We start from the raw sequence: 24,638 nt of genomic DNA, 5'->3' as shown, positions 1-24,638 counted from the left end.
CATCGGCCCAATTTTGCCTCGCTTTCCGAGTCGTCTGATTGAGCATGGTTCCGTCTTCGCCGAAGCTGACGGTGTCACGAACGTTACCTTGAGCCACCCGTCTTCTCGCTTCCGTGGCCACCACGGAGTGAACGCCTTTTCGATATGTAAACCATGCCCGCAGAGTGCTATTTCACGCTTAACCGTCGACTCATCTCTGTATTGACCTGCAAAGGCTTTGGCAACGTGTCTGCTTTTTCGGGCAAACCAGCCCATGTCAACAACCCCGCAGATGCAGCGGTCGCCGAAAGCGGTCCGCTTCCGCAAGGCCTGTACTACATCGTAGACCGACAGAGTGGCGGTCATCTGGGATGGCTGTATGACCTTGTCAAGGACGCATGGTCCGATGTCGATCATTCGACCTGGTTCGCGCTTTATCGAAACGACGGCGTGATTGACGATTGGACATTTATCAATGGCGTGAAGCGAGGCAACTTCCGCCTGCATCCGACTGGTCGCTGGGGAGAAAGTGAGGGATGCATCACGGTCACGGACCAGTCCCAGTTCGATCGCTTACGCTCGTTCTTGCTGTCGCACCCAACCCGGAAGATACCCGGCACCACACTTCAGTACTACGGTACGGTACTTGTGCAATGAAAACTGCCCTGCGGATTTTTACGGCCTTCGTGCTGACTGTCCCAGTCTGCATTGCGTTGTCGACGATCGACCCGCTTGCGCGCTGGGTGGGCAGCGAATCCACGTTAGAAATGCTTCGCCCCCTCTTCAAGCTCGTTGGCGCCGTCGGTGTGGAGGGCGAAGAGGACGTGGTGGTTACGCTGCTGCTCGCAGTCAGTTTCCTACTATGCTGGGGGCTCTCGTGGGGCGGGTCCGTGCTTTTTGTTAGAAAGAGGTGTCGCCTTGATGTCAAATGACGTTTTCATAAAAATCGACGGGATTACGGGCGAGTCGCAGGACGCGACACACCCGGACGAAATCGAGGTGATCAACTGGACATGGAAGATGGCACAGCGGCTCTCCATGATGTCCGGACCAGGAAGCGGCGTCAGCAAAGCCTCGGTCGACGACCTCGTGTTCTTCCACAACGTGGACCGGGCGAGTCCGAGCCTGATGTCCTATTGCCTGACCGGCACGCACGTTTCGAAAGCGGTTCTTACGATGCGCAGGGCGGGTGGCAGCCCCCTCGATTTCCTCGGGCTCACAATGAACGATGTATTCATCACGGGCGTAGAGATGACCGCACAACACGAACAGGTTCGACTCTCTTTTGCCAGGATCAAGCAGGAATACATCGTTCAAAATGCCAGAGGCGGCAGCAACGGCGTAGTTACCGGAATCTTCGACATCAGGGCCAACCGACCTGTGCCCCGATGACAGTGTCAGCCAGACCTTTTCAATGCACATCACTGACTATCCAATAAAACCCCCTGATATCGTAAAGTTGAGGAAATAGAGACCGCCTCCATCCCATTAGTCACCAAGGCCGGACCTGACCAAACCGGGTAACGATGCCGAGACCAGACCCCGCGCTGTACCGCAGCCCGAGAACCCCGATGACGCGGCGGCGCCGGCGTCTTCTGATCGTCGGCGCGATCGTGCTCATCGCCGCATTCGGCTGGATGCTCGCGCTCGTGCTCGAGCCCGCGTTCCAGCGCACGATCGTCATCACTACCGGTGCGGACGGCGGCATCTATCGCGGCTTCGCCGATCGCTACGCGCCGCTGCTCAAGCGCGAAGGCGTCAAGCTCGACATCCGTAGCTCGTCAGGCTCGGTCGAAAACTACCAGCGGCTCGCGGACCCGAACAGCGCCTATCAGGTCGGCTTCATCCAGTCGGGCACGACCAGTCCGAATGACACCGACAATCTGGAAACCATCGCCGCCGTGTCGTACGAACCGATCTGGGTGTTCTATCGCGGCGATGCGACGATCGACCGGCTGTCGCAACTGCGCGGCAAGCGCATTTCGATGGGCGTGCCAGGCAGCGGATTGCTCAACGTCTCGCAGGTGCTGCTCGGCTATAGCGGCGTCACGAGTCAGAACTCGACGCTGCTGCAGATGGACGCGAACGCCGCATACCAGGGGCTCGAAAGCGGTCAGGTCGACGCGGCATTCTTCATTGGCCGGCCCGACGCCGACATGCAGCGCACGCTGCTCACCAGCAACCTGAAGCTGATGAGCTTCGCGCAGGCCGATGCACTGGCGCAAAAATTCCCGTCGCTGTCGAAGATCATCTTGCCGCGTGCCTCGACGAGCGTCGCCGACGATCTGCCGCGCAGCGACGTCACGCTGCTCGCGGCGACGGCGCTGCTCGTGTCGAAGGACACGCTGCATCCGGCGCTCGTCTATCTGCTGCTCGACGCGGCGCGCACGGTGCACGGCGGCGAGGACTACTTCACGCCGCTCGGCACGTTCCCCAACCTGAACACCGAAGAATTCCCGATCTCCGACGAAAGCGTGCGGTACTTCAAATCGGGCCGGCCGTTTCTGTATCGCTACCTGCCGTTCTGGCTCGCGAGTCTGATCGAACGGCGGCTGCTGATTCTGGTGCCGTTCCTCGCGCTGCTGATCGGCCTCGCGCAGGCGCTGCCGCGCATGCTCGAAGCGCGTATGAAGAAACGCCTGATCGTGTGGTACCGCGCGATCAAGGCGCTCGAGGACGAAGTGTGGAAGAACGCCGAGCCGTCTCGCGCGCAGATCGCGCAATGGAGTGAGGAGATTGAAAGCATCGACGCGAACGCTAGTCAGATCCGAATTCCGTACCGCTACTTTCAGGACGTTTACGCGCTGAAGCAGGCGATCGGCGTCGTGCGCGACCGGATCGCGCATGTAGCGCAGAAAGTGCAGAAGTAGAGACGGCGGTCGCTTAGCCCTGTGCGTTTCCCGGGTATTCACCACCGCGCAGCCGGTTGATTTTCCGCACGGCCTCACCGCGTGGGTGCTTGCCGCAGCGCAAGAAAAAAATCTCTGTGAAATCAGTCGAACGATAGGTCGATTCAATTGGCGCGCTCGCGATTCGCATCCTGTAATGGACTCCTGCCGTCCGCGTACCGTCCATCCAGCCTGCCGTCCTACCCGGAGAGAGACCATGTCCCAGCCTGAGCCGAATGTAGACGAAGTGGTCCGAAGCATCGCCGAGGAAACCGACACGCCGGCAGAAACGGTGTCGCGCATGTACGCCGATACGCTCGCCGAATTCCGGAACGAGGCGCGCGTGTTCGACTACGTGCCGCTGTTCGCCGCGAAGAAGGTCCGCAACGAGCTGCGTCACAAGCAACATCGCGAGCACTGACTCACGGCATGCGGTGATGCATCGGCTCACCGCACTGTCGCACGCGTCGTGGCTCCAGATTTTGCGAGCATGGTGGAGCTAACAATCGCGTCGCAAATTTTTTATGCTGGCGGTTCCACAGCTTTTCAAAGGAGCCGTCCACATGTCCGCCTCGCTGCAGATTCGCGCCGTCACCCGTGACGATTTCGATGCATGGCTCCCGCTATGGGACGCCTACAACGCGTTTTATGGCCGCTCGGGCGAGACCGCGTTGCCGCGCGAGATCACGCAAATCACGTGGAATCGCTTTTTCGATGGCTACGAGCCGATGCATGCATTAGTCGCGGAACGCGCCGGGCAATTGCAGGGCATCGTGCATTTTCTCTATCACCGTCATACGACGATGGCGGGGCCGATCTGCTATCTGCAGGACCTGTACACGCTCGATAGCGAGCGCGGCAAGGGTGTCGGCCGAGCGCTGATCGAGGCCGTCTATGCGCGCGCAAAAGCCGACGGTGCGCAACGCGTCTACTGGCAGACGCATGAGACGAATCACACCGCGATGCAGCTCTATGACAAGGTCGCGGATAAGGGCGGCTTCGTGGTTTATCGCAAAGCGCTCTAACGCACAGCGCTTCATCAGAGAGGCCTATCAACGGCGAAAGGCGCACCACCCGGTGCGCCTTTCGTTTTACTGCTCAAGCGGTCATCACGCAGTCCCGGTCAAGCCTCGAGCTGCTCCAGCACCTTGCCCTTGGTTTCGATACCGAGGAAGTGCACCGCGACCGCCGCGATGAACGGCACGGCGGCCAGGATATAGAACGCCACTTCGAGGTTGCCGCCGATCATCGTCTTCGACACGATCGCCGGCGCGAAGATCGTCGTTCTGGTGATTTTGACGACGTGACACGGCGAGTCCGGCTGTGCAATGCAGCAGGACTCGCCGACAGATATGAAATAAGTATTTGAAGTAGTTGCGCCGTGAAGTCAGCGCGCACTCAATGCGCGGCAACCGATCTGCGGCGCGCTTGCATCGCGGTCGGATCGTCTTGCCTCGGGCGATAGCTCAGGCGCTCGGACAGCTCCAGCGCCGCCTGGCATACGGCGATGATCAGCGGCTCGCGCTCGGCGGTCTCGCCGATATCCGAACGCGGGATCGTCACCGTCAACGCGGCGGCGATCTTACCGCTCAGGTCACGCACCGGCGCGCTCACCACCGAAATCCCCCGCTCGAACGACGCCTCGCTGACCGCATGGCCAAGCGCCGCGCTCTCGCGCACCCGTTCATACACTGCCGCACGCGGTTTGGCCTGCCTGCGTCCCACTCCTGTCTGCTCTTCTTTTGCCATCTTGGCTGCCGTCTCTATGCGGTTCATCGGGTTCAATTCAGGATGATAGCGCGAAGCATGCGGCGAATCGGCCATGCGCGGTGCTATGCTTTGATCCGGTCCGGCGGCGCGGTATATTCCAGCCGCTCGCTCGCGCCGCCCAAGCGTAGGAGGCCACGTCATGTCCAGCGCAGTCCAGATTCAGGTTGCCGACTCGCATCTTTATCCGGGCTGCGCGGTGCGCATCGCGAATCTTCCCGAGCCGGCCTGCGCGTCAAACGTCGCCGAGGCGCGCGTCGAATTCGCGGACGGTTCCGGTGCGCACGCCACCTGCCATCGGCGCGCACACGACGAACTCGAATTGACCGTCGACCGTTATGCGACGCAAAAACGTCATCCGATCGACGCACGGCACTGGCTACTATTGGCCGTCGATGCCACGCATCACAGTTGGTGCGTCAAGCGTCGGCTGCCGTAAAGCCGCAAGGCCTGCCGCCCTCGGCGGACCCGTAACCGGTGTCGCGCGCGCCGCTTCGAGCGGCGCCGATGCGACCGTCATGTCTCCTTCGGAACTCACCGATGACCGACCACGATCCTCACCTGCCGCCGAAACTGGACAACCCCGATTCAATCGATCACACCAACGACGCCCCCGACGATCCCGAACGCCGGCGCGTACTGACCGGTCTCGCGGCGGTCGGCCTCGGCCTTGCGCTGACCGGCTGCAAAACAGGCGAGGGACTCGCGGGCAACGGGCCGCCGCGCAGCGCCGCCGACTTGCGGCTCGACGCTGCGCTGCACGATCAGGTGAAGAACATCGTGGTGATCTACGCGGAGAATCGCAGCTTCGCGAACCTGTACGGCAACTACCCGGGCGTCCAGCATCCGCTCGACGCGGTCACCGCCGAGCAATACGTCCAGCTCGACCGCGATGGCAAGACGCCGCTGCCGCGGCTGCCGGCGATCTGGGGCGGGCTCGTGCCGCAGGCGCAGGAAGTGGACGGCAAGCGCTACATGATCGGCGAAAAGGATCTCGATCATCTGCGCAACCGGCCGTTCCGCATCGTCGATGCGCACGGCGCGCCGCTGCCGACCGGCGTGATCACGCGCGACCTCATCCATCGCTTCTATCAGAACCAGATGCAGATCAACGCGGGGCGCAACAACCAGTTCGCCGCGTGGGGCGATTCCGGCGGCCTTGTGATGGGGCACTACCGCAATTCCGCCGACACGCTGCGTCTGTGGAATCTCGCGCAGCAGTACACGCTGTGCGACAACTTCTTCATGGCCGCCTTCGGCGGCTCGTGGCTGAACCATATCTTCCTGATCTCGGCGCAGGCGCCCTACTATCCGGACATTCACAACAGTCCGGCGAAGAAGATGGTGTCGGTCGTGGAAGGCGACGATCCGACCGGCACCCGTTTGAAGCTCGCGCCCAATTCGCCCGCGTCGGCGCTCGACGGTCCGCCGAAGTTCGTCAATGACGGCGCTTTCACCGCCGACGGCTACGCAGTCAACACGATGGCGCCGCCGTATCAGCCCAGCAGCGTGCGTCCGGCCGAAGGCGGCGACCCGGCTTTCGCGGATCCGTCGAACCCGCGGGTGATGCCGCCGCAGAATTACGCGACGATCGGCGACCGGCTGACCGGCAAGGGCATCGACTGGGCGTGGTATAGCGGCGCGTGGCAATTCGCGCTCGATCATCGCGATACGGGATCGATGCCCGACTTCCAGTACCACCATCAGCCGTTTAACTACTTCGCCAATTACGCGCCGGGCACCGCCGCGCGCCGCCGCTATCTGCGCGACGGCGGCATGGGTAACGACGCGTCGACCAATCGCCTGATTGCCGACATCGACGCGGGACGTTTGCCGACCGTGACGTTCTATAAACCGCAGGGCGACCTGAACATGCACGCGGGCTATGCGGACGTCGCCTCGGGCGACCGTCACATCGCGACGCTGATCGAGCACATCCAGCGCGGCCCGCAATGGCAGAACACGGTCGTGATCGTCACCGTCGACGAGAACGGCGGTTGGTGGGACCACGTCGCGCCGCCGATCGGCGATCGCTGGGGTCCGGGTTCGCGCGTTCCCGCGCTTGTGATCTCGCCGCTGGCGAAGAAGGCTTATGTCGATCACACGGTGTACGACACGAACTCGATTCTGCGTTTCATTAACCGTGTGCATGGACTCGCGCCACTCGATGGCGTGGTCGCGCGCGACAAGGCATTCGCAAGCAACGGACTCGCGCCGCTCGGCGATCTGACCGCTTCGCTCGATCTTGCTTGAGCGCCTCTCGGCTGCGTTGATTTGCCGCGGCTCGCGGTCTGCATGTGGTCGTTACTGCATGCATACCGCGTACGCCGCGGCGCAGTAAGGATTCACCGTACCTCGCCACACCTTTTGGCGACTTGATTTTCCATTCGCACATCATGCCTTTGTCTTGCATAAAGCGCCGCGCCGCCTAGACTGATAAGGCGCTTCGCAATTTATGAACGGAACTGATATGCGACTGACCATCCTGATTAACGGTTCCGATCCCACCGTAAGCCATGATTACGCTGTGCTCTGGCTCGATACCGATGAACATCGGTGGTCGAGAGAAGCGCATCAAGGGATCGACCTGCCCCCATGGGGCGAACTGCGCGACGAAAACGGCGTGACCACGCTGTGCGCACCGAGCGCCGACGCGCCGCTTTGTACGTTGCGCGGTCTGCACGTCGATCGCAAGGAGCGAGTGAGCGCGGCGCAAGGCGCCGCTGCATGGACCGCGCTGCAAACACGCAAGGCGACTAGCGGCTTCTGGCGTTTGCAGGCGGTGGATCGTCAAAAAGTGCACGCTGAAAACAGCGTGTTCGGTAATTAAGTTCTGGCGCGATTCGTCACGCTTCTCTTTTCCGGTCGAAACTTCCGGCTCATTGCACGAGCACTGTTCGTACGCGTAAATCTGTTCGTGCGCAATCGAACATAACGTGCCGCGATATCGCAAAGCCTTAAGACATTCTTAAGATTGCGTGCGTAGATTCGGAAGTCCACGCATTCGGGTCGCTGCAAAGCGGCCCACTTTTTTGTCCGGCGCACGCCGCCTCTGCCGTTTCCAATTCCCTTCCTTCGATTCGCATTGTGCAGTCGCTCGATGCGGGCCACGACGCTATACTTGCGTCCCCGTTCATCGAACCACCGACCCATGAAGAAGTGGCTTGCCTGTCTGTTACTCGCCGTCGCCGCTCATGCGAGCGCGGCGCCTTCCTGCACCGGATTCACGCCGAATGCGCAATGGCCCGTCCTCACCAATCAGAAGATGGCGCCGAAAACGCGCCTGCTTTGTTATAGCGATTTCGCGGTGCTGCATTCGGGTATCACGCACGGTCCGCTGTGGTCTGCCGAGCATCTGACGCATGAGCACATCGAAGAAGCGAAGGACATGGTGCGCACCAACAAGTTCTTCGAAGACGCGCGTCTGCCCGAAGGCGAAGGCGCGACACTCGCCGACTACAAACGCAGCGGCTTCGATCGCGGTCATATGAGTCCGGCGGGTAATCGGTGGAACGACGAGGCGATGGCGCAATCGTTCTCGCTCGCGAACATCGTGCCGCAAAATCGTCAGAACAACCAACGATTGTGGGCACGCATCGAAACTGCCGTGCGCAAGATCGCACTCGCCTACGACGACGCGTACGTCGTCACCGGACCGCTGTTCACCGGCCAGCAATTGCAGACGATCGGCCCGACGCGCGTGTTCGTGCCCACCCAGTTGTACAAGGTCGTCTACGTGCCGTCGCGTCAACTGGCCTTCGCAGTCGTGGTTGATAATGTAGCGACCAACCGCTACGACATCCGCACGATTCACGAACTCGAAGCGATGTCGGGCATCCGCTTTCCGGGCATTCCGGACAACCTCAAGGACCAGCGGCCAGGAGGACTGAAAGGTGTTTAAGCCCTATTCGAACGATGACGACGTGCTCAACATTCAAGGCGATGCGCTCACGCTCAGCAATGGCACGACGCGTGTCGTGCTGAACGGCACGCTCGAATTGACGCGCGATCAACGCGGACTGAAGGCGGCGCTCGCGCTGAAGGAAGCGCTCGATGCGATCGTCGCGAGCCTGCAGGCGCAGAAGGATTTACCGGCAAAGGTGCAGGACGAGCCGGATGCTAAACCGGGTATCGTGCAGAACCCGTTTCAATAACGGATTCGGCGGCGTTGCATTTGCGCAACTTCCCAGACCGTAAGTTTTACTGATTTCGGTCACGCAAACCTTTGCGTGACCGCTAGTTTTCTAATCTCGCGCCAATAGAGCGGATCGCCTCCCCTCTGTCACATAATGTACATAGAGAAACCTTAGCGTGCGAGGTTTCTTCACACATCGACTGGCGTCGCCATGCATGCTGCGTTCTCGAGATTTCGCCGTTCTTCCGCACAGGGTAATCCGCGCACTGCCGGAGACTTGTGCCAGGAAGTTCCATCCGTAGACGTTGAAGATCCCAACTCCGTGGTCATGGAGATCTTCTCGGCGCGCCGCGACATGCAGAGTCTCGCTGTCATCGACGACCACCGTCCCATCGGCCTGATCAACCGCGATATCTTCATGTCGCAAATGAGCAAGCCGTTCCATCGAGAGCTTTACGACAAGAAGAGTTGCATCGCGTTCATGGACAAGGAACCGCTCATCGTCGACGCCGACGTGAGCATCGAAGCGCTGACGTTCAGGACCGTCGAGGCGGGAGAAAAAGCGCTGGTCGATGGTTTCATCGTGACACGTGACGGACTCTTCTCGGGTCTCGGCAGTGGTCTGCAGCTTATCAGTGCGGTCGCGGAAATGCAGGCGGAGAAGAACCGCCAGATCATGCAGAGTATCGAGTACGCCAGCGTGATACAGCGCGCCATGTTGCGTGCTTCCAGCGAGACCCTGTCGATAAAGCTGCGCGACGCGGCGATGGTCTGGGAACCTCGCGACGTCGTCGGCGGCGACTTCTATCATTTCGCGGCCTTTCCGAACGGCTGGTTTGGCGCTGTTGCCGATTGCACCGGACATGGCGTACCGGGCGCCTTCATGACCTTGCTTGCTTCGGCGTCGCTGTCGAAGGCGCTCGAACAGATCGGTCCGCGCGACCCCGCCGCGCTACTGGCGGCCGTCAATCAAAACGTCAAGGGCTTGCTTGGGCAAGTGAACAGTGCCGACGAAGGAACCCAATCCAACGACGGTCTGGATACCGCACTCTTCTGGTTCGACGCCACGGAGAGCGTGCTGCATTTTGCTGGCGCGAGGATCGCTCTGCACATCCTGTCACCCGATGCCGCGGAGTTCGAAACGATCGGCGCTGACCGCATGGGTGTCGGTTATGTGGACAGTCGCGCCGACTATGCGTGGAGCTTGCGCTCGATTCCGGTCGCGGCGGGCAGCCTGCTGTTCATCTATACCGACGGCCTCGCCGATCAGATCGGCGGCCCGCGCAACATTTCTTTCGGCCGGCGCCGGGCGCTCGACCTGATACTCGAAAACCGCGCCGAAACTCCGGCGACGATTTGCGAGCGCGTCCGGCTCGCGCTCGCGGAGTGGCAAGGCAAGCAACCACGCCGTGACGACGTCACGCTTTTCTGTGCCCGTATTTAGCGAATTCCCAGAATGTCCCAACTACTAGAACAAGACAGCGCCTTTTTCGAACTCGCGCAGCGGCGCAACGTGCTCTTCTATCACAAGGGCTACTTCTCCCATAACATCGTCGCGTCGATGGGCGAAGTCGTGAAACTGCAGCTCGAAGTCGCCGGCGTCAGCGGTCCTACTCGCCGCAAACTCTTCTCGTCCTTTATCGAGCTGGCACAGAACATCGTTCATTACTCGTCGAACGCGCTGGAGCCCGGTGGCGAACGGGCAGGCGAGATACGCGAGGGCGCGGTGTGCATCTCCAGGCACGGCGAACATCACGTAATGTTGTGCGTCAATCCCATCGCGACCGCCGAAGTCGAGGACCTGCGAAGCAGGTTGGAGCCTTTGCGCAACATGTCACTCGAAGAAATCAAGCAAGCGTACAAGGTTTCATTGCGCACCGATGCTCCGAAAGACAGCAAGGGCGCCGGGCTCGGCTTCCTGACGATGGCGCGCGATGCGAGCGCGCCGCTTGAATTCGCTTTTCATCCGCGTGCCGACGAACCGGGCACCACGCTGTTTTGCCTCATGGCCATCATCTGAGCAGGAAGGCACACGAACAATGGAAAACCTACACATCCCGGCGACGACGACGTCGCCCGAAGTCGATTTTCGCTTCGACCAACACGCGTTGTCGATCAGGGGAGAGTCTTACCCCGAAAACGCAGCCGCCTTTTACGCGCCGATCATCGAGCAGATGCGCAAATACCTCGCCGCGAACGCCGGGGCCGAGATCACCATCGACGTCGCGCTGACGTACTTCAATAGCTCGAGTACCAAAATGCTGTTCAGCATCTTCGACGCGCTCGATCAGGCGGCGGAATCGGGAAGCCGCGTGTCGATGAACTGGTATCGCGACGAGGAAGACGAGACCATTGCCGAATTCGGCGAAGAACTGAAAGCCGATTTCGGCGCGATCGAGTTCACCGATCGTCCCATTGCGCAGCAGGGAAAGTAAAGTGCGTTCGACCTCTTCCCTTGACGTGTCCTCGGGTGGCGCACCCGATCTGTTCCAGGACGAAAGCACCGCGCTGGCAAAGGCTCGGGCCATGCATTCGATCATCGATGCGGACCCCGCGGAGTATCGCCAGTCGTTGGGCGAACTGATCGAGCACTTCCAGCGCCTGATGCGCGAGACACGGCGCCTGATCGGCCGCAGCGACCGGGCCGAACGCGAGATGCAGGCGCTGGCCCAGCAGTTGGCGTATCGCGCATCGCACGACGCGTTGACGGGCGTACTGAACCGCAGTGCCGTGATCGAACGGACCACCAAGGTCTTGCGCATCAGCAGCGCGGTGATGATCATCCTCGACATCGACGAATTCAAGCGGATCAACGACGACTACGGCCACCCCACCGGCGACGCGGTCATTTCGGGGGTCGTCGATTGTCTGCGCAGAATCGTCGGGGAACAAGGCTTCATCGGGCGAGTGGGCGGTGAGGAGTTCACCGTCCTGCTGCCCGGTCATGAACCGGCCAGCGGTGCCATTCTTGCCGAGCGCATGCGAGAAGCCATCGGTGACTCGCTGGTCGTTCCACCCGTCGAGCGCCGCATCACGGCCAGCTTTGGCGTCAGCATCAACGAGGTCGGAACCTGTTTCGACACCGCATATGGCCTCGCCGATGCGGCTCTGTACCGCGCCAAGCGAAGCGGGCGCAACCGCGTGGAATTTGCCGATCGATAGGCGGATAAGCAGACCCATCGCGCGCCGTCCGTTACAGGCAGATCCGGAGCGCCCTAAGGCAAGTCATGCAGCCACCTAAACATTCACTATCCGGGCGGGTCGGTGTTCGCCCGCGCCGGGTCGACGGAAAGGGAAGGGCCTTGGGACAGGAAGCAACGCGCAAAGCCGGTACTGTCATAGCCGTACTTGCCATTCTCGCTGTCATTGCGACGAGTACCTTCCTCGCAATCCGCCAGAGCAGCGAGCAGGACAGTTCGCTTCGGACGATCCAGGCTTCCGGGCGGCTGCGCCACGACCTCGACCAGGTTCAGCAAGTCATGCTCGATGAGCATGCGACGCTCTACACCTCGATCGCAACGGTGCCGCTTTACGACCGCGCCGCTTATAGCTTTCCGATGCTGGAACTGCTCGCGTTGACGCGCGACGCGCGCGAGAGCTGCAGCGAGAATCAGGAATGCATATCGAGGCTGTCGGATCTGGACGACATGATCGGCAGACTTAGCGAGCTGAGCTTTGGTCTTGCGCGCAAGATCGCGGAACATCCCGGCAGTGTGGCAGTGGGCGACCCCAGACTCGAACAAATCGACGCCTATTTCTATAGCGTTCTCGAGCGGGTCGTCGACGTACGACTCGCGGCCGACGCCAAGGTCGCTTTAGTCGTCAGCAAATCCTCGTTGGATGGGAAGTGGTTTACGCGCATGCTGTTGAGCTGCGGCGTCGCTTCGGCCTTGTTGCTGCTTTCGCTGATTCACTGGAACGGGCGCATTGGAGCGCATCTTCGTCGTTCGCTCACAAGACTCGAGCATCAAGCCAGATACGACGCACTGACCGATCTGCCGAACCGGGTGCTGCTCGGCGAACATCTTTCAGAGTCGCTCGTCCGCGCGGCAGCGACAGGTCAGAACGTTTCCGTCCTGTTCCTCGATCTCGATCGTTTCAAGGACGTCAACGATTCGCTCGGACACCGCATTGGCGATTTGCTGCTACAGGCCGTGGCGCGAAGGCTTCAGCGTCTGCTGCGCGCGACGGATTTCGTCGCGCGTTACGGGGGCGATGAATTCGTCATCGTCGCGGAACGGGCCGACGCGAAGCAACTCACCGAAATGCTGGACACGCTGATTCACGAGATGAGCGAGCCGTATCGCATCGGCGAGCACGAGCTTTATCTCGAAGCAAGCATCGGCGTCAGTACTTTTCCACAAGACGGCGCCCAGCCGGAACTGCTCACGCGAAATGCCGATGCCGCGTTGTACGTGGCTAAATCGCGCGGGAGAAACGGCTATCAATTCTACGAACCGGAGCTGAGCCGGGCGGCCGCCGGTAAGTTGCGGCTCACGACGCGACTGCGGCGCGCGGCGAAAGCCAATGAGTTGTATCTGGCGTATCAGCCGCAAATCGACATGAAAACCGGATGCATCGTCGGCGCCGAGGCACTTTTGCGGTGGCACGACGACGAACTCGGTGAAGTCTCGCCGGCCGTCTTCATCCCGCTTGCCGAAGAAACCGGTCTGATCCAGAGCATCGGCACGTGGGTATTGCGGCAGGCGTGTCTGCAGGCGAGCGCATGGGTACGCTCGGGGCTTCCGCCCGTGCGCATATCGGTCAATGTTTCGCCACTTCAACTCGAACGGGCGGACCTTCCAGGCGTAGTGCACTCGGCACTCGACGATGCCCATTGGCCCGCCGAACTGCTGGAGCTCGAAGTCACCGAGGGCACGTTGATGCGCAACGCTGAAGAAGCGCAACGGGCTTTTCGCGAACTGCGCGAACTCGGTGTGTCCATCGCGATCGACGACTTCGGCACCGGTTATTCGAGCCTCAGCTATCTGAAACGCTTTAGCGTCGACCGCATCAAGATCGATCGCGCCTTCGTTTGCGAAATCGGCAGAGACAAGGAACTCGAAGCTCTGTCGCTTGCCATCATCGCGATTGCTGAAACGCTGAGCTTCGATGTCGTCGCTGAAGGGGTCGAGCTCGATGTCCAGCGCGAGTTTCTGGTCCGTCACGGATGCACGGTGGCCCAGGGTTTCCTGTTTAGCCCAGCGGTCTCGCCGGAGGCTTTAGCGCAATTGCTCGGCAAGACCGCGGTCGCGTCTTCATTGAGCGTGGCGCCTTTTCGGGGATTCGCTTTGTGAGTCGCAACATGTATCCGCGCTGACGCACTACTTACGTTTTGTCACCAGCGCGGCGTCAACTTCTGTATTCCGCCCTACGTTAAACCGGCAGCGCTGAAATGATTCAGCCGCGACAAACGAATCCACCGATTCAACCTGGAGTCACATCATGAAGACGCTTTTCGCCGCTGTTGCTTCCGCACTGCTCGTGTCGACCGCCTTTGCTCAAACGACCGCACCGTCTGCCGCACAACCCGCGCAAACCACGCAGTTGCCAGCCACCGGCCAGGCGAATCTGAAGGCAAGCACCGCGGTACAAGCCGGCGCGACCGCAACGAAAGCGCCTGCCGAAGCCGCTACGCAAAAGCACGTGAAAAAGACTTCCGCCCATACGAAGAAGGCCCACAAGTCCACGGCCAAAAATGCCGCCGAAACGAGCGCCGCGAAGACTAAAACGGAGAGTGCGAAAGAGGCCAGCACTGCCCCGGCGAAAGCCGACGGCGCACAAGCCGACACGACCAAAACGCAATAACACGTGATCGGTTTCGGCGCTGACCGGCCATGCAGGTGCTGTTCAAATAGAAGTTGATCGAAGCCGGACTGTGCCGTACGGGGAGGGCGAGTCTTATGACTCGCCTTTTTTATGCCGCGTGTCATTCCCCGTCGTATCTTTTTGCCGACAAACGCGCGAATTTTTGCACCGTCTTTACTCGCGGACGACTACTCTCGAATTGTTCCAATTCACCATCGCGTCGCACCAACGCCGCATCACATGGCTCTTACCCAATCGCTCGACAAGCTCTCGCCGCAACCTGCCAGCAAGCAGGTTCAACACAGCAACGTCATTGCGTTTCCGTCGGCGCGCGCGGCTCTACTCGTGACGCTGCCGCACGCTCACTTGCGCGCACTGCTTCATTCGCCGCTCGGCGTCTATGTAATCAACACGGAAACCGTGCGCGAAGAAGACCGCGTGCAACTCGACATCGCGCGCGAAGATCTCCACTTCACGTTGCACATGCTGCTCACCACGTTGCCCGCCGCGACGATCGGTCCATTGAAACGTCGCGTCAGCCACCCGAGCGCGCGTTAAATGCGCTCGACGAGAGACTGTTCACGCAGCTTGTCGGCATCGACGATTTCGATTTCCGCATAGCGCAGCTTCAACGCGCCCTGCGTCTCGAAGTGCTTGAGCACCTGATTGATCGTCTGCCGCGACAACGCGAGCATCATCGCCAGGTCTTCCTGCGGGGCCTTCAGCACGTTGCGCAATGCGCCGGGTTCGCCATAGCCGCCCGCCATCAGCAACAGGCGCCGCGCGACACGCGGTGCGGCCGGCAATAGCGCGGCTTCCTCGATCGCCTCGAACGCCAGACGCAGCTTGTGCGCGAGCAGCAGACCGAACGCATGCCAGTAAGCCGGCGTGCGCTCGAGCAACGCGGCGAGCGCCGCGCGCGGCACATGAAACAGCGCGGTATCGCGTTCGGCATAGGCGTCGTGGGTGCGCGATCGATCGTCGAACAGCGCGATCTCGCCAAACCAGTTCACCGGCTCGATCACCGCGAGCAACGCTTCCTTGCCGGTCGAACTCGCCGCGCCGATTCTGACGAGGCCGTCGAGCACGCAGTACAGGCCGTCGTCGGCAGCGCCGCGCGTGAAAAGCCGCTGACCTGCCGCGAGAGATTCGACGCGCCCCGCGTCGAGCAATTGCACCCGCAGCTCGGCTGGCGCGGCGCGAAACCACGCGCTGAGCTCGAGCAGCCCGGCAAGCTCCTTCGATGAAAAACGCGCTGTCATGGACGGTATCCGTGGACGGTCGTTGCTGATTGTCGGCTACCCGATGGTTTGAAAATTCGCTGCCCGCGATTATGCTGACTTTGACACAGGAGCGGCCCTGATGAGAACGCTGACGCAGCAACTGACGCAATACGCGGCCTACCATCGCGACCGGCGCAATATCGCCACGCACTTCGTCGGCATTCCGATGATCGTGCTCGCGCTCGCGGTGTTGCTGAGCCGCCCGTCGTTTGGCGCCGGGATGTTCCCGGTCACGTTGACGCCGGCGTGGCTGCTGTTCGTGGCGGCGACCGTCTACTACCTCGCGCTCGACGTCCCGCTCGGCGTGCTGATGGCCTGCGTCTCGGCGCTCTGCGTCGCGTTCGGCAAGTGGATCGCCGCGCAAACGACGCTCGTGTGGCTCGCGACCGGCATTGGGCTGTTCGTGGTCGGCTGGGTGTTCCAGTTCGTCGGCCACGTGGCCTACGAACATCGCAAGCCGGCATTCGTCGACGACGTGATCGGCCTGTTGATCGGCCCGCTATTCGTGCTCGCCGAAGCGCTGTTCGGTGTCGGCTGGCGTCCCGAGCTGCGCGATGCGATCGAGGCTGAGGTAGGCCCGACGCGCATCGATCCGCAGCGGCCCGACGCGCATCGCTGAGCGAGCGCCGTAGTTCAGTTCGACGCGAACCGAACGAAGCGCACGCTGTGCAGCGCGGTTAGCGCGACGGCGATCCAGATCGGCACATAGGTCGCGAGTTGCGCGACGCTCAGCGTTTCGCGCAGCAGCGTGATCGACACGAACACGAGCAGCACCGGCTCGACGTAGCCGAGGATGCCGAACAACGCGACCGGCAACAGTCGGCTCGCCTTCAGATACGAAGCGAGCGCGAGCGTGCTCAACGCACCGAGGCCCGGCAATAGCAGACACCACATTTCGGCGCGGCCGGCGATTGCTTGCAGCGAGCCGCCGCCGAGAATGCACACGGCGGCCACCGGCAGCAGCAACGCCATTTCGACGGTGAACATCGCAAGCGAATCCTGATTGATCTGACGACGCACCACGAAATAAGGCGGATAACCGAGCGCGACGACGAGCGTCGGCCACGAGAACGCACCCGTCACCCACAGTTCGTGAGCGACGCCAACCGCCGCGCACGCGACCGCGAGCCACTGCAACGCGTCGAGCCGCTCGCGATAGTGGAAGCGCCCGACCAGCACCATCACGAGCGGCAGCAGGAAATAGCCGAGCGACACTTCGAGCATGCGCCCATGCAGCGGCGCCCACAGAAACAGCCACAGCTGTACGCCGAGCAGGCCCGCAGCCACGGCCATCGCGGCACCGAGCTTCGGCTGCGTCATCATTTGGACAACGAGCGCGCGCAGAATCGGCAGGCGCTTGCGCACCGCGACGAGCAGCAGCGCGCCAGGCACGGTCCACACGATGCGCCACGCGAAGATGTCGAGGCCCGACAGCGGTTTGAGCAGCGTCGCGTAAGCGGACAATAATGCGAACATCGCCGACGCGCCGACCGACAATGCGATCCCGCGCCTGAAGTCGTTGTGATTCATTGCGCGGTCGGGGATCGGTGTGACGCGTGGGCTTGCGGCGCGCGACGCAGGCTCGCGGCGTTCGTTGTCGTCATGAATATGATGTCTCGTGAGCAGGCGGCCACGCGGGCAAAGCGGCAGACGCTGCGTTGTCGTTCTGAAGCGGCGGTGCAAAACCGTAGGAAAACGGGCATTCTAGACGGGTTATTCGCCAACGGGCTTGCGCTTTTTCGTCAGTCGGCTGCAATTAGTCGTGCGCGTCGCGCGTCGATGCACTAGAACATAACTTCGTGCGCCGCGGCCGGCGAAGCCATTTCCGGTTCGTCCTCGCCTCGCGCGAATCTTGCTACCCAAGTTTTGCACGCTGTGGCCGGACCACTCGCGACAACGACGTCCACAGCGGCACGCAACGAGCAGCACCCACGAGCCGGGTCGGCGAATGCAGCCTCGAGCGCAGTCTGTCAGGCCGCCACGAATCACCGCCCGCGCATCTCGCCCACGGCATGCCTCAACTGCGTTTCGTCGCGCATGCCACCGCCCGGCAGCAATCCCGCTCATCGAATGTGACTACTGGAGCCAGCATGACCCAGCCAGCCCTATCGCTCAGCAACTCGCCTTCCGAACTGCGTCGCGCCTTCGCCGCCGACGTGTACGCCGGCCTCACCCATACGCCGCAGAAAGAGCTGCCGTCGAAGTATCTGTACGACGAGGTCGGTTCCGCACTTTTTGAAGTGATTACCGTATTACCCGAATATGGCGTCACGCGCGCCGAAGAACGTCTGCTCGCGAAGCACGCGGCCGACATCGTCGAGCATTTGCCGCATGACGTCACGGTCGCCGAACTAGGCAGCGGCAGCGGCCGTAAAACGCGGCGCATTCTCGAGGCGCTGTGTAAAAAACGCCCTACTTCCTACTGCCCGATTGAAATTTCGCGCAGTGCGTTGCAGTTGTGCCGGCGCGAACTCGGTGACATCGAGCGGATTTCGATCGTCGGTTATGAGCGCGACTATCTGGCCGGTCTCGCCGAAGTGAGCCGGCAGCGCGCGCCCGGCGACCGCTTGCTCGTGCTGTTCCTCGGCAGCACGATCGGCAACTTCGGCAGGCTCGCGGCGACGCGTTTTCTGCGCGAGATCCGCAACATGCTCGCGCCCGGCGACGCGCTGCTGCTCGGCACCGATCTGATCAAACCGACGCCGGTGCTGGTCGCAGCCTACGACGACGCGATCGGCGTGACCGCGTCGTTCAATCTGAACCTGCTCGCGCGCGTCAACCGCGAACTCGACGGCGACTTTCCGCTCGATGAGTTCGAGCACGTCGCGCGCTTCAATCCGGACGCGCGCAGCATCGAGATGCATCTGCGCGCGAAGCGCGATATCACCGCTCACGTGCGCGCCGCAAAGCTGACGGTGTCGCTGAAGGAAGGCGAGACGATCTGGACCGAAAGCAGCCACAAGTATCGCGCGGAAGAATTGCCCGCGATCGCCGATGACGCCGGCTTCGTGTGCAGCCATCAATGGATCGAGGATGAGTGGGGATTCGCGGAGAGTTTGTTGGTGGCCCGGTAAGCGCTGACCACGCGGCAAATAACGGCCGATAAAGGCATAAACGAAAAAGCGGCGCGCCCTCTTCTGGACGGCGCGCCGCTTTTTTAACTCGCGCAGCTTGAGCTCAATGCTGCTCGAAGCGCTCGTAACGCCTGTCCGTCGCGCGCTCCTCGCCGCTCACTTCGGTCACGCGCGCCGCCGGCGGTCCGTGACGCAGCCACGACAACATCCGGTCGATCTGATTGGCCGGTCCCTGCAACATCGCCTCGACCGAACCGTCGTCGAGATTTGCGACCCATCCCTTGATGCCGAGTGCGTGCGCCTGGCGCACCGTCGCAAGGCGAAAGCCAACGCCCTGCACGGTGCCGCGCACCCGCGCGTAATACGTTTCGATCCGCTCGTCCAGATCCGGGACCATGCCGCTACCTCCTTTTCATGCCAGACAGTCTTTCAAGCCGGCATTCTAGTCGCGTCGCGGCGAGCGCGCTCGGCAACGCCCATCCTTTGCGCGCGCCACGTACAATCCGTCGACCGTCACGCAGGAAATGGAAACAGAATGACCGAACAGCATCGCGATCTCGTGCTCGTGACCGGCGCGTCCGGCTTCGTCGGCTCGTCGGTGGCGCGCATCGCGCAGAGCAAGGGCTTTCGCGTACGCGTGCTGGTGCGCGCGACGAGTCCGCGCAAGAACGTCGAATCGCTCGACGCGGAAATCGTCGTCGGCGACATGCGCGACGAAGCATCGATGCGCAACGCGCTGCGCGGCGTGCGCTATCTGCTACATGTGGCCGCCGATTATCGGCTGTGGGCGCCGGACCCCGGCGAGATCGAGCGCGCGAATCTCGAAGGCACCGAGGCGACGATGCGCGCGGCGTTGAAGGAAGGCGTGGAACGCATCGTGTATACGAGCAGCGTCGCCACGCTGAAGGTGACGAGCTCCGGCCAGTCCGCCGACGAAACCTCGCCGCTGCGCGCCGACCAGGCGATCGGCGTCTACAAGCGCAGCAAGGTGCTCGCCGAGCGCGCGGTCGAGCGCATGGTCGCCGAGGACGGTCTGCCCGCGGTGATCGTCAATCCATCGACGCCGATCGGCCCGCGCGACGTGAAACCGACGCCCACCGGGCGCATCATTCTGGAGGCGGCGCTCGGCAAGATTCCCGCATTCGTCGATACGGGGCTGAACCTCGTGCACGTCGACGACGTCGCCGCCGGTCATTTCCTTGCGCTCGAACGCGGCAAGATCGGCGAGCGCTATATTCTGGGCGGCGAAAATCTGCCGTTGCAGCAGATGCTCGCCGATATCGCGGCATTGACCGGCCGCAAGGCACCGACACTGAGCCTGCCGCGCTGGCCGTTGTATCCGCTCGCGATGGGCGCGGAAGCGGTCGCCAAATTCACGAAGCGCGAACCTTTCGTCACCGTCGACGGACTGAAGATGTCGAAGAACAAGATGTATTTCACGTCGGCGAAGGCGGAACGCGAGCTGGGGTATCGGGCGCGGCCTTATCGCGAGGGGCTCGCCGATGCGCTCGAATGGTTCCGGCAGGCGGGGTATCTGAAGCGGTGATCAAGGGATAAGTGAACGGTTAAGTGAAGGGCTGAACAGCGGCCGTAAGCATTTTGTTACAAGTCCCGCGCCGGCGACGGGTCCAAGCCCGCTCGCAGCGGGTAAAATCGCGGGTCCTACCTGAGAAACCTCGCATGAATCTTCACGAACAGCTCGGCGCGCTGGAAATGGGCGTCGACCAGCTCATTCAGGCTGTCGTGGCCACGCAGGCCGAGAACACTCCCGAGACAAGCGCTGACGCTGCGGCATCGCCCGCGGCGGTGGAGCATGCCGCGCACGAAGCAGCGGCGCAAGCAGCAGCGGAACAGCCCGCGAGCACCGAAGCAAACGCAGAAACGCACGCCGAAGCGATCGATAAGCCGGCCGCCCCGCAGTTCCAGCCGACGCTCGAAATCAACCGCCCCGCGCGCGACGAAATCACGATGACGATCGGCGACCAGACCGTCGCGCTACGCCCGGATCAGATCGGCCGGCTGATCGAGGAACTGTCGAACGCACGGGCGTCGATGACGCCGGAGCAGCCGCAAGGCATCCCGCCGGGCTGGCAATTTGTCTCGACGAAGAATCCGATGATGGCCGTGCAGAAGCAGTCGAACGGCGACCGCTTGCTGGTGATGCGCCACACCGGCCACGGCTGGGTGCCGTTCACGTTCTCGCCGGACATCGTGATCCAGATGTACATGATGCTGACGAACGCGTGATGAAACGCGCGTACATAACAAAAGCGGCCAGGAGCCGCTTTTTTTACGTCCGCCTTCTGCATCCGACGAGCGCATCGGCCATCGACAGACTTCAGCGCTCCTGCACCGGCGCCTGCACGCGCGCCTTCCACTGCCCACCCTTGCCACCCCAGTAGCGCACCGCCGATGCGAACGTTGCGCCGACATAGAACAGCGCCACGAGCGGCAGAAACGGCGCCCACAGCGGTGAGCGCCGGTAGTAGACGAGCATCGGCGCATAGGCGCAGCACATTGCCGCCCACGCGATCCAGGCCGGCCAGCCGAGCGGCCCGAGGATCAACGCCGCGACCGGCGGCAACAGATAGATGATCGCCATGCCGACGAGCGTGCCCGCGAGCAGCAGCGGCGAGTAGCGCAGCTGCGTGAACGCGGTGCGCGCGATCATGTTCCAGATGTCGCGCCAGCTATCGTAGGGACGCAGCGACACGCTCTTCGCCGCCAGATCGAGCCGGATCGGATGACGGCCGGTGCCACGATGCTTGATGCGCGCGGCAAGGCTGCAATCGTCGATCAGCTCGGCGCGAATCGACTCGATGCCGCCCGCTTCCTCGAGCGCCGCGCGGCGCACCAGCATGCAGCCGCCCGCCGCGGCCGCGGTGCGGTTGCGTGGATTGTTGACCCACGCGAACGGATACAGCTTCGCGAAGAAGAACACGAAGGCCGGAATCAGCGCCTTTTCCCAGAACGAATCGCAGCGCAGCCGGACCATCAGCGAGACGAGGTCGCGCTTTTCGGCATCCGCGCGCGCGACGAGCTGCGTCAACGCCTCGGAGGGGTGGCCGATGTCGGCATCGGTCAGCAACAGGAATTCGGCCGGCAGATCGAGCGTGCGCACCGCCTCGATGCCCTGCGACTGGGCCCACACCTTGCCGGACCAGCCTGGGGGCAACGGCTTCGCGCTCAGCACGGTGAGGCGCTCCGGACATTGCAGCCGCAGCGCTGCGGCACGCGCGGCGTCGGCGGTGCCGTCGATGCTGTGATCGTCGACGACGATCACGTGGAACGCGCCTGCATAGTCCTGCTCGAGCAGCGACGTGACCGCCTCGGCGATCACGTCGACTTCATTGCGCGCCGGTACGACGGCCGCGACGGCCGGCCATGCGTCGCGCGCCGCGATGGCCAGCGGCGCGGCGGGGCGCGCGCGCCAGAAGCCGCCGCGCGCGAACAGCAGCACGCACCAGATCAGCAGGGAAACACACGAAAGAACGAACAGGACCGCCGCCATTAAGCATTACCCTCGATGGAGCGCGCCGCCATGCCGACGCGTCTGGATAGTCGCATTTTCAGGGTGCGCGCCGCCACCACGCACCAGTCGAACAGATTGAGGACCGGGCGCGCGCGGAACACATCGTAATCCGCGCGCTCGATGCGCTCGAGAAACCGAAGGCCTGCATGCACCGCGCCGCACAGCTCGATGCCGAGCCGCCCCGGCATGCGCAGCGCGAGCGGTGCGCCGCGGACCAGCGTGGCGCGCACGAACGCGATTTCATACGCCATCAACGCGCGCCACGCATCGTCGACGACACCATCGGCAAGCTGCGCCTCGGTCACGCCGAAGCGGCGCAAATCGGCTTGCGGCAGGTACACGTGCTGTCGTTGCCAGTCGGCGGCGACGTCGAGCCAGAAGCTGATCAGCTGCGACGCCGTGCAGATCGCGTCGGCATCGGCAAGATTGTGCGGCGTCGCCGCGCCCACCAGATGCAGTAGCAGATGCCCGACCGGATGCGCCGAGCGGCGGCAATAAATAGTCAACGAGCGCGGCGCGATCCGCATAGCGATTCGTATCGATGTCCTGCGCGCAGCCCTCGAGCAGATCGTAGAACGGTTCGAGCGGCAGCTCGTATTGCGCGACCACGCCAGCGAGCTTGCCGAACAACAGCGCATGCACGGGCGCGGCGCGCCGTTGCGCGATCGCGTCAAGCCCGGCGCGGAAATCGGCCAGCCGGGCATGCCGCTCGGCGGCGCTCCACTGGCCTTCGGCGGAGATATCGGCCGCAGTGCGCACGACCTGATAGATAATACCGACAGGCGCGCGTAGGGCCTTAGGCAGCAACACGCTCGCGATCGGAAAGTTTTCGTGCTGATCGACGTCCATCCAGCGAGCCTCGAAACCATTCTGTAATACGGCGCGATGTCCGCGCGGCAAGGATCGGTAGTTTAAGGGTTCCGCCGTGACGGTGCAGTGTGCGGTCATGGTCGGGCGCGTTAAGAGGCAATCCCGCGCTGACTCCTTACATCTTTGTAACGCTCGCCGCCCCGGTCCTCCGCACGGCCCAGCGGGTGCGGCAAGCGGCCAACACACGGGCCGCAGCAAAAAGCAAAGTGGCCCCGATAGCGTTAGAATGCGCGTTTGGTTTTGCTGTACCGGCCGGTCGCCGGGGCTCAAGACGTCAACTAATCAAGATGGGCGCGGCGATAAAGTCAGTTTCACGACTTCTTCGAAACCCGCGTTAGTCGGAGTTCGCCAACTTATGCGAGTCATCCTTGCTCAGCCCCGCGGCTTTTGTGCGGGCGTTGTCCGCGCAATCGAAATCGTCGATCGTGCGTTACAGCAACACGGCGCGCCCGTGTATGTCCGCCACGAGATTGTCCATAACCGTCACGTGGTCGACAATCTGCGCCAGAAGGGCGCGCGTTTCGTCGAGGAACTCGATGAAGTGCCGCAAGGTGCCGTCGCGATATTCAGCGCGCATGGTGTTGCGCAAACCGTCGAACGTGATGCCGAAGCGCGCGGCCTCGACGTGCTCGACGCAACCTGCCCGCTCGTGACCAAGGTGCACGTACAAGGTCGTCAGTACGTGGCCGCCGGCCGCACGCTGATCCTGATCGGCCACGCCGGCCATCCAGAAGTGGAAGGCACGATCGGCCAGATCCCCGGCACGGTGCTGCTCGTGCAGAGCGAGGCAGAAGTCGCGAAACTCGAGTTGCCGGTCGATGCGCCGCTCGCCTACGTGACGCAAACCACGCTGTCGGTCGACGACACGCGCGGCATCATCGACGCGCTGCTGCGCCGCTTTACCGACATGGTCGGTCCCGACACGCGCGACATCTGCTATGCAACGCAGAACCGCCAGGCGGCGGTGCGCGAATTGAGCAAAGAGGTCGATGTACTGCTGGTGGTCGGCGCGACCAACAGCTCGAACTCGAACCGGCTGCGCGAAATCGGCAGCGAGAGCGGCGTGGCGAGCTACCTCGTCGCCGACGGCTCTGAAGTGAAGCCGGAATGGTTCGCCAACGTGCACACGGTCGGCATCACGGCCGGCGCGTCGGCGCCCGAAGAAATGGTCGAAAACGTAATCGATGCGCTACGCGCATTGGGGCCCGTCGATGTCACGACGATGGCGGGCCGTGAAGAAAAAGTCGAATTCAAGTTGCCATCGAAACTGATGCAACCACTCGCTGCACGCGAAGTTTAAGG

At 62.3% G+C, this 24,638-nt stretch carries 29 protein-coding genes and 2 pseudogenes; 23 read left to right on the top strand and 8 right to left on the bottom strand.

From position 1 onward, the window contains the following. Positions 1 to 153: 153 nt before the first annotated feature. The 6 genes from OKW35_RS19680 (at position 154) to OKW35_RS19655 (ending at position 3,892) form a co-directional block, all read left to right on the top strand. Positions 154 to 636: a DUF2778 domain-containing protein gene (locus OKW35_RS19680; RefSeq protein WP_429352790.1), complete on the top strand. Its 483-nt coding sequence runs from the start codon at positions 154 to 156 to the stop codon at positions 634 to 636. Next, positions 633 to 911 carry a hypothetical protein gene (locus OKW35_RS19675; RefSeq protein WP_184057796.1) on the top strand — a complete coding sequence of 93 codons (279 nt, stop codon included), beginning with the start codon at positions 633 to 635 and terminating at the stop codon, positions 909 to 911. The genes OKW35_RS19680 and OKW35_RS19675 overlap by 4 nt, the downstream gene beginning before the upstream one ends. Then, positions 901 to 1,371: an Hcp family type VI secretion system effector gene (locus OKW35_RS19670; protein ID WP_429552917.1), complete on the top strand. Its 471-nt coding sequence runs from the start codon at positions 901 to 903 to the stop codon at positions 1,369 to 1,371. The genes OKW35_RS19675 and OKW35_RS19670 overlap by 11 nt, the downstream gene beginning before the upstream one ends. Positions 1,372 to 1,550: 179 nt before the next feature. Next, positions 1,551 to 2,849 carry a TAXI family TRAP transporter solute-binding subunit gene (locus OKW35_RS19665; protein WP_429552916.1) on the top strand — a complete coding sequence of 433 codons (1,299 nt, stop codon included), beginning with the start codon at positions 1,551 to 1,553 and terminating at the stop codon, positions 2,847 to 2,849. A 235-nt stretch (positions 2,850 to 3,084) separates the two neighbouring features. Next, a complete protein-coding gene (locus OKW35_RS19660) occupies positions 3,085 to 3,288 on the top strand; it encodes a DUF3562 domain-containing protein (protein WP_184030727.1) in 204 nt (67 codons plus the stop codon). Positions 3,289 to 3,430: 142 nt separating this feature from the next. Further along, positions 3,431 to 3,892 (top strand): N-acetyltransferase family protein, encoded by a 462-nt coding sequence (locus tag OKW35_RS19655; protein ID WP_429552915.1) that lies wholly within the window; start codon positions 3,431 to 3,433, stop codon positions 3,890 to 3,892. Between the two features lie 98 nt (positions 3,893 to 3,990). On the opposite strand, the pseudogene OKW35_RS19650 reads toward OKW35_RS19655, so the two are convergent. Continuing rightward, a pseudogene (locus OKW35_RS19650) lies at positions 3,991 to 4,146 on the bottom strand (MFS transporter); the annotation flags it as partial. Positions 4,147 to 4,265: 119 nt separating this feature from the next. Continuing rightward, positions 4,266 to 4,643, bottom strand: coding sequence for an IclR family transcriptional regulator domain-containing protein (locus OKW35_RS19645; protein ID WP_429553809.1), 378 nt, complete (start codon positions 4,641 to 4,643; stop codon positions 4,266 to 4,268). 133 nt (positions 4,644 to 4,776) lie between these two features. Between OKW35_RS19645 and OKW35_RS19640 the strand changes: the two genes are divergently transcribed. The 9 genes from OKW35_RS19640 to OKW35_RS19600 all read left to right on the top strand — a co-directional run bounded on the left by OKW35_RS19640 (position 4,777) and on the right by OKW35_RS19600 (position 11,931). Continuing rightward, positions 4,777 to 5,073, top strand: a complete 297-nt coding sequence (locus OKW35_RS19640; RefSeq protein WP_429552914.1) for a hypothetical protein — start codon at positions 4,777 to 4,779, stop codon at positions 5,071 to 5,073. Positions 5,074 to 5,174: 101 nt separating this feature from the next. Continuing rightward, positions 5,175 to 6,887, top strand: a complete 1,713-nt coding sequence (locus tag OKW35_RS19635; RefSeq protein ID WP_429403906.1) for an acid phosphatase — start codon at positions 5,175 to 5,177, stop codon at positions 6,885 to 6,887. Positions 6,888 to 7,104: 217 nt separating this feature from the next. Continuing rightward, on the top strand, positions 7,105 to 7,464 hold the full coding sequence (locus OKW35_RS19630) for a DUF3564 domain-containing protein (RefSeq protein ID WP_129956126.1): 360 nt from the start codon (positions 7,105 to 7,107) through the stop codon (positions 7,462 to 7,464). A gap of 321 nt (positions 7,465 to 7,785) precedes the next feature. Further along, the gene (locus tag OKW35_RS19625; RefSeq protein ID WP_429552913.1) at positions 7,786 to 8,535 is read left to right on the top strand and encodes a DNA/RNA non-specific endonuclease; all 750 of its coding nucleotides are present in this window, start codon (positions 7,786 to 7,788) and stop codon (positions 8,533 to 8,535) included. After that, entirely contained in the window at positions 8,528 to 8,788 is a 261-nt protein-coding gene (locus OKW35_RS19620; RefSeq protein ID WP_184057752.1) for a hypothetical protein, read from the top strand. Before OKW35_RS19625 ends, OKW35_RS19620 begins: the two co-directional genes overlap by 8 nt. A gap of 309 nt (positions 8,789 to 9,097) precedes the next feature. After that, positions 9,098 to 10,213 carry a SpoIIE family protein phosphatase gene (locus tag OKW35_RS19615; protein ID WP_429552912.1) on the top strand — a complete coding sequence of 372 codons (1,116 nt, stop codon included), beginning with the start codon at positions 9,098 to 9,100 and terminating at the stop codon, positions 10,211 to 10,213. A gap of 12 nt (positions 10,214 to 10,225) precedes the next feature. Further along, the gene (locus OKW35_RS19610; protein ID WP_090808073.1) at positions 10,226 to 10,789 is read left to right on the top strand and encodes a SiaB family protein kinase; all 564 of its coding nucleotides are present in this window, start codon (positions 10,226 to 10,228) and stop codon (positions 10,787 to 10,789) included. A 19-nt stretch (positions 10,790 to 10,808) separates the two neighbouring features. Beyond that, a complete protein-coding gene (locus OKW35_RS19605; protein WP_184057748.1) occupies positions 10,809 to 11,204 on the top strand; it encodes a DUF1987 domain-containing protein in 396 nt (131 codons plus the stop codon). Between the two features lies 1 nt (position 11,205). Beyond that, positions 11,206 to 11,931, top strand: coding sequence for a GGDEF domain-containing protein (locus tag OKW35_RS19600; RefSeq protein ID WP_184057746.1), 726 nt, complete (start codon positions 11,206 to 11,208; stop codon positions 11,929 to 11,931). Between the two features lie 86 nt (positions 11,932 to 12,017). Here the strand turns inward: OKW35_RS19600 and OKW35_RS19595 are convergent, their stop codons facing one another. After that, a complete protein-coding gene (locus tag OKW35_RS19595; RefSeq protein ID WP_429352782.1) occupies positions 12,018 to 12,263 on the bottom strand; it encodes a hypothetical protein in 246 nt (81 codons plus the stop codon). Between OKW35_RS19595 and OKW35_RS19590 the strand changes: the two genes are divergently transcribed. The 3 genes from OKW35_RS19590 (at position 12,249) to OKW35_RS19580 (ending at position 15,135) form a co-directional block, all read left to right on the top strand. Beyond that, complete coding sequence (locus tag OKW35_RS19590; protein WP_429552911.1) at positions 12,249 to 14,066, top strand: putative bifunctional diguanylate cyclase/phosphodiesterase; 1,818 nt, start codon at positions 12,249 to 12,251, stop codon at positions 14,064 to 14,066. The two genes, OKW35_RS19595 and OKW35_RS19590, sit on opposite strands and share 15 nt — an antisense overlap. Positions 14,067 to 14,214: 148 nt before the next feature. After that, positions 14,215 to 14,577 carry a hypothetical protein gene (locus OKW35_RS19585; RefSeq protein WP_429403902.1) on the top strand — a complete coding sequence of 121 codons (363 nt, stop codon included), beginning with the start codon at positions 14,215 to 14,217 and terminating at the stop codon, positions 14,575 to 14,577. 240 nt (positions 14,578 to 14,817) lie between these two features. Further along, positions 14,818 to 15,135 (top strand): hypothetical protein, encoded by a 318-nt coding sequence (locus tag OKW35_RS19580; protein WP_184052781.1) that lies wholly within the window; start codon positions 14,818 to 14,820, stop codon positions 15,133 to 15,135. On the opposite strand, the gene OKW35_RS19575 is transcribed toward OKW35_RS19580, so the two are convergent. Next, the gene (locus OKW35_RS19575) at positions 15,132 to 15,839 is read right to left on the bottom strand and encodes a Crp/Fnr family transcriptional regulator (protein WP_429552910.1); all 708 of its coding nucleotides are present in this window, start codon (positions 15,837 to 15,839) and stop codon (positions 15,132 to 15,134) included. The two genes, OKW35_RS19580 and OKW35_RS19575, sit on opposite strands and share 4 nt — an antisense overlap. 100 nt (positions 15,840 to 15,939) lie before the next feature. Between OKW35_RS19575 and OKW35_RS19570 the strand changes: the two genes are divergently transcribed. Beyond that, positions 15,940 to 16,479: a DUF962 domain-containing protein gene (locus OKW35_RS19570; protein WP_429552909.1), complete on the top strand. Its 540-nt coding sequence runs from the start codon at positions 15,940 to 15,942 to the stop codon at positions 16,477 to 16,479. A gap of 14 nt (positions 16,480 to 16,493) precedes the next feature. On the opposite strand, the gene rarD is transcribed toward OKW35_RS19570, so the two are convergent. After that, positions 16,494 to 17,390, bottom strand: a complete 897-nt coding sequence (rarD, locus tag OKW35_RS19565) for an EamA family transporter RarD (RefSeq protein WP_184057740.1) — start codon at positions 17,388 to 17,390, stop codon at positions 16,494 to 16,496. Positions 17,391 to 17,950: 560 nt separating this feature from the next. On the opposite strand from rarD, the gene egtD reads away from it, so the two are divergent. After that, the gene (gene egtD, locus OKW35_RS19560; protein WP_429552908.1) at positions 17,951 to 18,934 is read left to right on the top strand and encodes an L-histidine N(alpha)-methyltransferase; all 984 of its coding nucleotides are present in this window, start codon (positions 17,951 to 17,953) and stop codon (positions 18,932 to 18,934) included. A gap of 103 nt (positions 18,935 to 19,037) precedes the next feature. On the opposite strand, the gene OKW35_RS19555 is transcribed toward egtD, so the two are convergent. Then, the gene (locus OKW35_RS19555; RefSeq protein ID WP_429552907.1) at positions 19,038 to 19,331 is read right to left on the bottom strand and encodes an acylphosphatase; all 294 of its coding nucleotides are present in this window, start codon (positions 19,329 to 19,331) and stop codon (positions 19,038 to 19,040) included. A gap of 138 nt (positions 19,332 to 19,469) precedes the next feature. Here OKW35_RS19555 and hpnA point away from each other — a divergent pair, with 138 nt between their 5' ends. Together hpnA and OKW35_RS19545 are read left to right on the top strand one after the other, a co-directional pair. Continuing rightward, entirely contained in the window at positions 19,470 to 20,480 is a 1,011-nt protein-coding gene (gene hpnA / locus OKW35_RS19550; RefSeq protein WP_429552906.1) for a hopanoid-associated sugar epimerase, read from the top strand. 134 nt (positions 20,481 to 20,614) lie between these two features. After that, complete coding sequence (locus OKW35_RS19545) at positions 20,615 to 21,181, top strand: hypothetical protein (RefSeq protein ID WP_184057731.1); 567 nt, start codon at positions 20,615 to 20,617, stop codon at positions 21,179 to 21,181. A 91-nt stretch (positions 21,182 to 21,272) separates the two neighbouring features. Here OKW35_RS19545 and OKW35_RS19540 read toward each other — a convergent pair whose 3' ends face one another. Next, complete coding sequence (locus OKW35_RS19540) at positions 21,273 to 22,445, bottom strand: glycosyltransferase (protein WP_429552905.1); 1,173 nt, start codon at positions 22,443 to 22,445, stop codon at positions 21,273 to 21,275. Beyond that, positions 22,445 to 23,315 (bottom strand): annotated as a pseudogene (gene hpnC / locus OKW35_RS19535) (squalene synthase HpnC). The gene OKW35_RS19540 and the pseudogene hpnC overlap by 1 nt, the downstream one beginning before the upstream one ends. Before the next feature lie 376 nt (positions 23,316 to 23,691). Here hpnC and ispH point away from each other — a divergent pair. Continuing rightward, positions 23,692 to 24,636 (top strand): 4-hydroxy-3-methylbut-2-enyl diphosphate reductase, encoded by a 945-nt coding sequence (gene ispH, locus OKW35_RS19530; RefSeq protein ID WP_090808097.1) that lies wholly within the window; start codon positions 23,692 to 23,694, stop codon positions 24,634 to 24,636. Positions 24,637 to 24,638: the final 2 nt, after the last annotated feature.

The sequence above is a fragment of the Paraburkholderia sp. MM5477-R1 genome (assembly GCF_050436385.1).
In the GTDB taxonomy this organism is placed as follows: domain Bacteria; phylum Pseudomonadota; class Gammaproteobacteria; order Burkholderiales; family Burkholderiaceae; genus Paraburkholderia; species Paraburkholderia tuberum.
The sequence above is the reverse complement of the archived record's forward strand: the minus strand, read 5'-3'. Positions and strand labels throughout refer to the sequence as shown.